The organism is Rhizobacter sp., assembly GCF_031412495.1.
Taxonomy (GTDB): Bacteria; Pseudomonadota; Gammaproteobacteria; order Burkholderiales; family Burkholderiaceae_C; genus Schlegelella_A.
Window position 1 is genome coordinate 1 of the sequence record NZ_JANODC010000197.1, and the last position, 6,360, is coordinate 6,360.

The 6,360-nt window shown below is 68.4% G+C and carries 9 protein-coding genes; all 9 read left to right on the plus strand.

Translation table 11 applies throughout. The features are described 5' to 3' along the window. On the plus strand, positions 1–573 hold a 573-nt coding region (locus AC30N0_RS07310), incomplete at its 5' end, for a flagellar hook-length control protein FliK (protein WP_489517267.1). A 172-nt stretch (positions 574–745) separates the two neighbouring features. Beyond that, positions 746–1,456, plus strand: a complete 711-nt coding sequence (locus AC30N0_RS07315; protein ID WP_489517268.1) for a flagellar basal body-associated FliL family protein — start codon at positions 746–748, stop codon at positions 1,454–1,456. 76 nt (positions 1,457–1,532) lie between these two features. Continuing rightward, the gene (fliM, locus tag AC30N0_RS07320) at positions 1,533–2,537 is read left to right on the plus strand and encodes a flagellar motor switch protein FliM (RefSeq protein ID WP_489517269.1); all 1,005 of its coding nucleotides are present in this window, start codon (positions 1,533–1,535) and stop codon (positions 2,535–2,537) included. Beyond that, complete coding sequence (fliN, locus tag AC30N0_RS07325) at positions 2,527–2,952, plus strand: flagellar motor switch protein FliN (protein WP_489517270.1); 426 nt, start codon at positions 2,527–2,529, stop codon at positions 2,950–2,952. The genes fliM and fliN overlap by 11 nt, the downstream gene beginning before the upstream one ends. A gap of 6 nt (positions 2,953–2,958) precedes the next feature. Next, on the plus strand, positions 2,959–3,315 hold the full coding sequence (locus tag AC30N0_RS07330; protein WP_489517271.1) for a FliO/MopB family protein: 357 nt from the start codon (positions 2,959–2,961) through the stop codon (positions 3,313–3,315). Positions 3,316–3,319: 4 nt separating this feature from the next. Then, the gene (gene fliP, locus AC30N0_RS07335; protein WP_489517275.1) at positions 3,320–4,093 is read left to right on the plus strand and encodes a flagellar type III secretion system pore protein FliP; all 774 of its coding nucleotides are present in this window, start codon (positions 3,320–3,322) and stop codon (positions 4,091–4,093) included. Positions 4,094–4,097: 4 nt separating this feature from the next. Then, positions 4,098–4,367, plus strand: coding sequence for a flagellar biosynthesis protein FliQ (gene fliQ / locus AC30N0_RS07340; RefSeq protein ID WP_489517272.1), 270 nt, complete (start codon positions 4,098–4,100; stop codon positions 4,365–4,367). Between the two features lie 32 nt (positions 4,368–4,399). After that, positions 4,400–5,161, plus strand: coding sequence for a flagellar biosynthetic protein FliR (gene fliR, locus AC30N0_RS07345; RefSeq protein ID WP_489517273.1), 762 nt, complete (start codon positions 4,400–4,402; stop codon positions 5,159–5,161). Between the two features lie 214 nt (positions 5,162–5,375). Beyond that, entirely contained in the window at positions 5,376–6,056 is a 681-nt protein-coding gene (locus AC30N0_RS07350) for an SDR family oxidoreductase (protein ID WP_489517274.1), read from the plus strand. The last annotated feature ends 304 nt before the right edge of the window (positions 6,057–6,360 follow it).

The window sequence follows — 6,360 nt, forward strand, 5'->3', positions numbered from 1 at the left end:
CCGGCCGGGCTGGCACGGCCGAGCGAGGCCGCGCCCGCCCGGCCCGCGTTCGAGCTGCCGATGCCTGCCGGTCTGCACGCCGCGCCGCTCGCCGGGCCGGCCGCGGCCGGCGAAGCGGCACCGTCCGGCGCAACCACAGCAACCCCCCTCACGTTGCCCACCCCCGTCGATTCGCCCGCCTTCGCGAGCGCGCTCGGCGTGCACGTGAGCCTGCTCGCCCGCGGCGGCGTGCACGAAGCCGAGTTGCACCTCAACCCGGCCGAGATGGGACCGGTGTCGATCCGGATCCAGCTCGACGGCACCGACGCCCAGGTGCAGTTCGGCGCCGACCTTGCCCAGACGCGGCAGGCGATCGAAGCCGGCCTGCCCGAGCTGGCCAGCGCCCTGCGCGAGGCCGGCTTCACGCTCTCGGGCGGGGGCGTCTCGCAGCACGCGGGCCAGCACGACCGCGGCGACGCGGGGGCACCGCCGCCGGGCGTCGCATCCGCCGACGGCGCAGAAGCGCAAGACGGCGGGCAGATCGCCCGCTCCGCCCGACGCGTCGCCGCCGGCGGAGTCGACGTCTACGCCTAGAGCCAGGCGAGCTCGCCGGGGCGGCGCGACTGGCTGCGAAAAGCACCGCTTATCGCGCCTTGCCCGCGGCCCTCGCTTTTCATAATTTCCTTCATGCCAGCCGTCCTGCGCAGCCCGCGCCGGGCGTCTGGCGCCGGCCGCCGTGCCGGGCCCGGGCCCTGAAGGAGCTTCGATGTCTGCTGTGATCGCCGACCCCGCCGCCGGCGCCGCCCCTGCCGGGCGGGGGAAGAAAAAGCTCCTCGTCATCGGCGCAGCGATCCTGGTCCTCGTCCTGCTGGTCGGCGCCAGTGCCGTCTTCTTCCTCAAGCAGCGCGCGGCGCGAGCCGCGGCCGGCGCGGGCGACGAGGACACGGCCCTCGCCGACACCAGCGCGAGCCGGATCGACCCGAAGAACGCGCCCGTCTACCTGCCCCTCGATCCCTTCGTCGTCAACCTGGCCGACCGCGACGTCGACCGCTTCGCGCAGATCGGCATCACCTTCGAGCTCGACAACGGCGCCGCCGGCGAGCAGATCAAGGCCTACATGCCCTCGGTCCGCAACGCCATCCTGATGGTGCTGGCCAACAAGACCTCGCGCGAGCTGCTCGACCGCGCCGGCAAGGAGCAGCTCGCGCAGGAGATCATGCGCGAGGCCGTCCGGCCGATGGGGATCGAAGCGGCCGTGCCGGAGCCGGTGAGCACGATGCCGGGTCCGGTTGCCGTGGCCGAGGCCGCAGCGAGCAGCGCCGCATCGGCAGCCGCCTCCGCCGCGGCCAGCGCCGTGCCTGCAGCGGCCAGCGCCGACGACCTGGCCGCCCAGCCCAAGCCGCAGCCGCGCCCGCGCCGCCCGGCGCAGCGCAATCCCATCCAGCACGTTCATTTCTCGAGCTTCATCATCCAATGACGCCCCCACGCTCACTTCGTTCGCTGCCACCCGAGGGGGCGGCCGCGCCCTTGGCGACGACCCGGCGGGCGCTGCGATGAACGAGCAGATCCTGACCCAGGACGAGGTCGACGCGCTGCTGCAGGGCATCGCCGGCGAGAGTGACTCGCTGGCGCCGGAGGCGGCCAGCGTCGACGGCGTGCGCAGCTACGACCTCGTCAACCAGGACCGGATCGTCCGCGAGCGCATGCCCACGCTCGAGATCATCAACGAGCGCTTCGCCAAGAACATCCGCGCCGGGCTCTTCAACTTCATCCGCAAGAGCCCGGAAGTGGCGATCGGCTCGATGCACGTGCACAAGTACAGCACCTTCCTGCGCGAGATCGCGGTGCCGACCAACTTCAACATCGTCGCCGTCAAGCCGCTGCGCGGGCTGGGCCTGGTCGTCTGCGATCCGCCGCTGGTCTTCGCCGTCATCGACGCCCTGTTCGGCGGCGCCGGCAAGTACGCGACGCGGATCGAGGGTCGCGACTTCTCGGCCACCGAGCAGCGCATCATCCGCCGCCTGCTCGACGTCGTCACCGCCGACTACAAGCGCGCCTGGGACGGCATCTACCCGCTCGAGCTGGAGTACGTGCGCTCCGAGATGCAGCCGCAGTTCGCGAACATCGCGACCGCCTCCGAGATGGTCGTCTCGACCTCGTTCACGCTCGAGATCGGCGAGGCCACGGGCACCATCCACTTCTGCATCCCCTACGCCACCCTCGAGCCGATCCGCGACATCCTCTACTCGACGATGCAGGGCGGCTCGAACGCGCCCGACCGGCGCTGGGTCAACCTGATGACGCAGCAGATCCAGTCGGCCGAGGTCGAGCTGGTGGCCGAGCTGGCGCAGGCGCCGGCCACGGTCGAGCAGCTGCTGGCGCTGAAGGCGGGCGACTTCATCGAGCTCGACCTGCACCAGGCGATCCAGGCCAAGGTCGCCGGCGTGCCGGTGCTCGAATGCCATTACGGGACCTCGAACGGCAAGTACGCCCTCAAGGTCGATCAACTGCTGGCCGGCTCGCGCGAAGGCTGGCTCGGAGAAAACCATGTCCACTGACAACACCCAGGGCGCGATGCCCGCCGACAACGCTGCCGCGGAGTGGGCCGCGGTCGACGGCCGTGGCGAGACCGCCTCGGAGGTCGCCCACGACCAGGTCTCGCCGGCGTCGTTCGCCAACTTCGCGCCGACGACGGGCTCGACGGCCGGCAACGACATCAACATGATCCTGGACATCCCGGTGCAGCTCACGGTCGAGCTCGGCCGGACGCGGATCCCGATCAAGAACATCCTGCAGCTGGCACAGGGCTCGGTGGTCGAGCTCGAGGCCATGGCCGGCGAGCCGATGGACGTGCTGGTCAACGGCTACCTGATCGCCCAGGGCGAGGTGGTCGTCGTCAACGAGAAGTTCGGCATCCGCCTGACCGACATCGTCACACCCAGCGAGCGCATGCGCCGCCTGAGCCGCGGCTAGCTGCCCATGCCCTCCGGCCTGAACTCGCTGCTGTGGTTCGTCGCGATCATCGCGATGATCCCGGTGGCCCTGTGGTTCCTGAAACGCACGCCGCTGGGCGGCGCCGGCACCACGGGCATCCTGCGCAGCGTCGCCGTCCTGCCGCTGTCGACGAGCCAGCGCATCGTGACGGTGGAAGTGGGCGCCGGGGACGAGCGCCGCTGGCTGGTGCTGGGCATCACGCCGACCACGATCACGACCCTGCATTCGATGGCACCCGTCGCCGACCTGGCTCCCCCTTCGCACGGCGTGCAGCCGCCCCCCTTCGCGCAGCTTCTCGGCCGCCTGCGCGGCACCGATCCGGGCAAGACGAGTGACGTCTGAACGAATGGTCTTCCTGCGCCGCGTGCTGCAGGCGCTGCCGGTCGCCGCCGTCGCGGCATTCGCGGCCCTCCCCGACGTCGCCGTGGCGCAGCCGGCCCCCGGCGGCGCGTCGCTGCCGCTCCTCGTCGGCAGCAGCGGCGGCAGCACGAGCTATTCGGTGCCGGTGCAGACGCTCCTCTTCTTCACCGCGCTCAGCTTCCTGCCCGCCGTCCTGCTGCTGATGACGAGCTTCACCCGCGTCGTCATCGTCCTCAGCCTGCTGCGCCAGGCGATCGGCACGCAGGCGGCGCCGCCGAACCAGGTGGTCATCGGCCTGTCGCTCTTCCTGACCTTCTTCATCATGGGCCCGACCATCGACAAGGTCTACGCCGACGCGTACCAGCCCTTCTCGGAAAACAAGATCGCCTTCGACGAGGCGCTCAGGCGCGGCGAGAGCCCGGTGCGCGAATTCATGATGAAGCAGACGCGGCAGACCGATGTGATGCTGTTCGCCCGCCTGGCCAAGATCGACCCCGCGGTGAAGACGGCCGACGTGCCGTTCAAGGTGCTGGTGCCGGCCTTCGTGACGAGCGAGCTGAAGAGCGCTTTCCAGATCGGCTTCCTCGTCTTCCTGCCCTTCCTCATCATCGACATGATCGTCGCCAGCGTGCTGATGTCGCTCGGCATGATGATGCTGTCGCCGGTGCTGATCGCCCTGCCGTTCAAGCTGATGCTGTTCGTGCTCGCCGACGGCTGGAACCTCCTCCTCGGCTCGCTCGCGGCCAGCTTCGTGACGTAGGCCCATGGACTCGCAGCAGGTCTTCACCTTCGGCCAGCAGAGCCTCTACATGCTGCTGATGGTCGCCGCGCCGGTGCTCCTGACCGTCCTCGCGGTGGGCCTGGTCGTCAGCATCTTCCAGGCGGCGACGCAGATCCACGAGGCGACGCTGTCGTTCGTGCCGAAGATCGTCGCCGCGGTGGCGGTGCTCGTCGTCGCCGGGCCGTGGATGCTGACCACGCTGGTCGAGTTCCTGCAACGCACCCTGCAGGCCATCCCGTCGGTGGTGGGCTGAGGGGGCCCGCAGGCCGCGCCCCTGCCGCACCGATGCTGACCTTCACCGAAGCCCAGGTCCTGGCCTGGGTGACGCCGGTCCTGTGGCCGTTCCTGCGCGTGCTGGCGCTCTTCAGCGCCCTGCCCGTCCTGGCCCAGCGCAGCGTGCCGATGCGCCTGCGCATCGGCCTGGCACTGCTCGTCGCCGTCTGCGCCCAGGCCTCGATCCCGCCGATCGAGCCGGTCGCCCTCGACTCGGCCAACGGCCTGCTGACGGTGCTGCAGCAGGTGCTGATCGGCCTGTCGCTCGGCTTCGCGGTACGGATCGTCTTCGCCGCGGTCGAATTCGCTGGCGAGATCATCGGCCTGCAGATGGGCCTCAACTTCGCCGCCTTCTTCAACCCCATGACCGGCGGCGAGCAGACCGCCGTGAGCCGCTTCTTCGGCGTGACGATCGCGTGGCTGTTCATCGTCAGCGGCGGCCACCTGCTCGTCATCGCCGCCATCGTGCAGAGCTTCACCGCCTTCCCGGTCGGTGCCGAGCCGTTCGCCTTCCTCCGCGCGGTGGAGCCGCAGCGCTGGGGAATGGAGATCTTCAGCCTGGGCCTGTGGATCGCACTGCCGCTGATCGCGATGCTGCTGTTCACCAACCTCGTGCTCGGCGTCATCTCGCGCGTGGCTCAGCAGATGAACATCTTCGCGATCGGCTTCCCGATCACGCTGGGCGTCGGCCTCGTCGGCATCCTGCTGACCCTGCCGCTCATGCAGATGCCGTTCACGATGGCGCTGGAGCGGATGCTGGCGCATTTCCAGTAGCGATTTCGGACGTCGCCGATGCTTCGGCGCGGTGACGCGTTGTCCACTTTCCCGCATCCGCACTCGTCCACTTTTTCTATCGAGCTGGACAGCTTCGACAGCAACTGCAGTTGCTTGGGACGGTGAGCCGGCCCGGCCACGTCCACTTTCACCAGTAAACTGGACAAACGATGTCGCCGAAATCACGCTAGGCAACGCGGACAAAGGCAATCGCATGCGAGACGCTCTGCTGGGTCAACGTGTCCTCATCACTCAGTCTTTGGAGTTCATGGGACCCGCACTGTGTGATGTATTCCGTGAACAAGGGGCCGAGATCGTCGCAAGCGTCGCGTCGCTCTCCGCTCTCGACGCGCCTGCACAGGTCGTCCGCGATGCCGGGCACATCGACATCCTCGTTGCCAACCTCGCTCACATGGCACCGGTAACCCCGGTCACCGAAGTCTCGGACCGCGAGTGGCGCGAAGTGTTCGCTGCCCTCGTCGATCCGCTTCCACGATTGATCCGCGCCGCCACAGCAGAGATGATGTTGCGCCGGTCGGGCAAGGTGCTGGTCATCGGTAGCGCCTCCGCGCTGCGAGGCATGAAGCGGGCTTCTACTTACAGCGCGGCACGGGGTGCCCAGCTGGCGTACGTCCAGGCGGTCGGCGTCGAACTCGCGCCGCACAACATCCAGGTCAATGCCATCGCACAGAACTTTGTCGATAACCCGACCTACTTCCCGCCAGAGGTCCAGGCCAACCCTCGTTTCCAGGAACGGCTCAAACGGGAAGTACCGCTCGGCCGCCTTGTATCAGCGCGTGAAGATGCGCAGTTTGCTGCCTACCTCTGTAGTCCAGCAGCAAGCTGCTTCGTCGGCCAAGTGTTTCCTGTTTGCGGCGGGTGGGTAGTGCGGTGAGCGCGTCGCCTAACCCCTTACAGGGACTTCCGAAGTAGTCAACTCTTCAGCTTCCTCTTTAGCGGTCTTTGTTGAGCCTGACGAGTAGTCGAAGCCGGACTGGACAGAGAACAGACTGCCACTCTACAGACGGCCTTGTTGCACCGGGCAAGTGCGCTGTGCGGTGCGGGCCCAGATGCGAACTGCTCAGCGGGGCTCCATCCCTATCGCGTGGTCACTGCCGATCGAGTGCCACCCAGGGTTGGTCGAGCTTGCCCGCTGCCGGTCTGACCTGTTCAGCGCGTCTTCGTCTTCACGTCGTGCA

Bases quoted from the DNA above. Each gene is read 5' to 3' on its own strand.
- AC30N0_RS07315 (WP_489517268.1), top strand. From the start codon at position 746: ATGTCTGCTGTGATCGCCGACCCCGCCGCCGGCGCCGCCCCTGCCGGG.
- fliM (WP_489517269.1), top strand. From the start codon at position 1,533: ATGAACGAGCAGATCCTGACCCAGGACGAGGTCGACGCGCTGCTGCAG.
- fliN (WP_489517270.1), top strand. From the start codon at position 2,527: ATGTCCACTGACAACACCCAGGGCGCGATGCCCGCCGACAACGCTGCC.
- AC30N0_RS07330 (WP_489517271.1), top strand. From the start codon at position 2,959: ATGCCCTCCGGCCTGAACTCGCTGCTGTGGTTCGTCGCGATCATCGCG.
- fliP (WP_489517275.1), top strand. From the start codon at position 3,320: ATGGTCTTCCTGCGCCGCGTGCTGCAGGCGCTGCCGGTCGCCGCCGTC.
- fliQ (WP_489517272.1), top strand. From the start codon at position 4,098: ATGGACTCGCAGCAGGTCTTCACCTTCGGCCAGCAGAGCCTCTACATG.
- fliR (WP_489517273.1), top strand. From the start codon at position 4,400: ATGCTGACCTTCACCGAAGCCCAGGTCCTGGCCTGGGTGACGCCGGTC.
- AC30N0_RS07350 (WP_489517274.1), top strand. From the start codon at position 5,376: ATGCGAGACGCTCTGCTGGGTCAACGTGTCCTCATCACTCAGTCTTTG.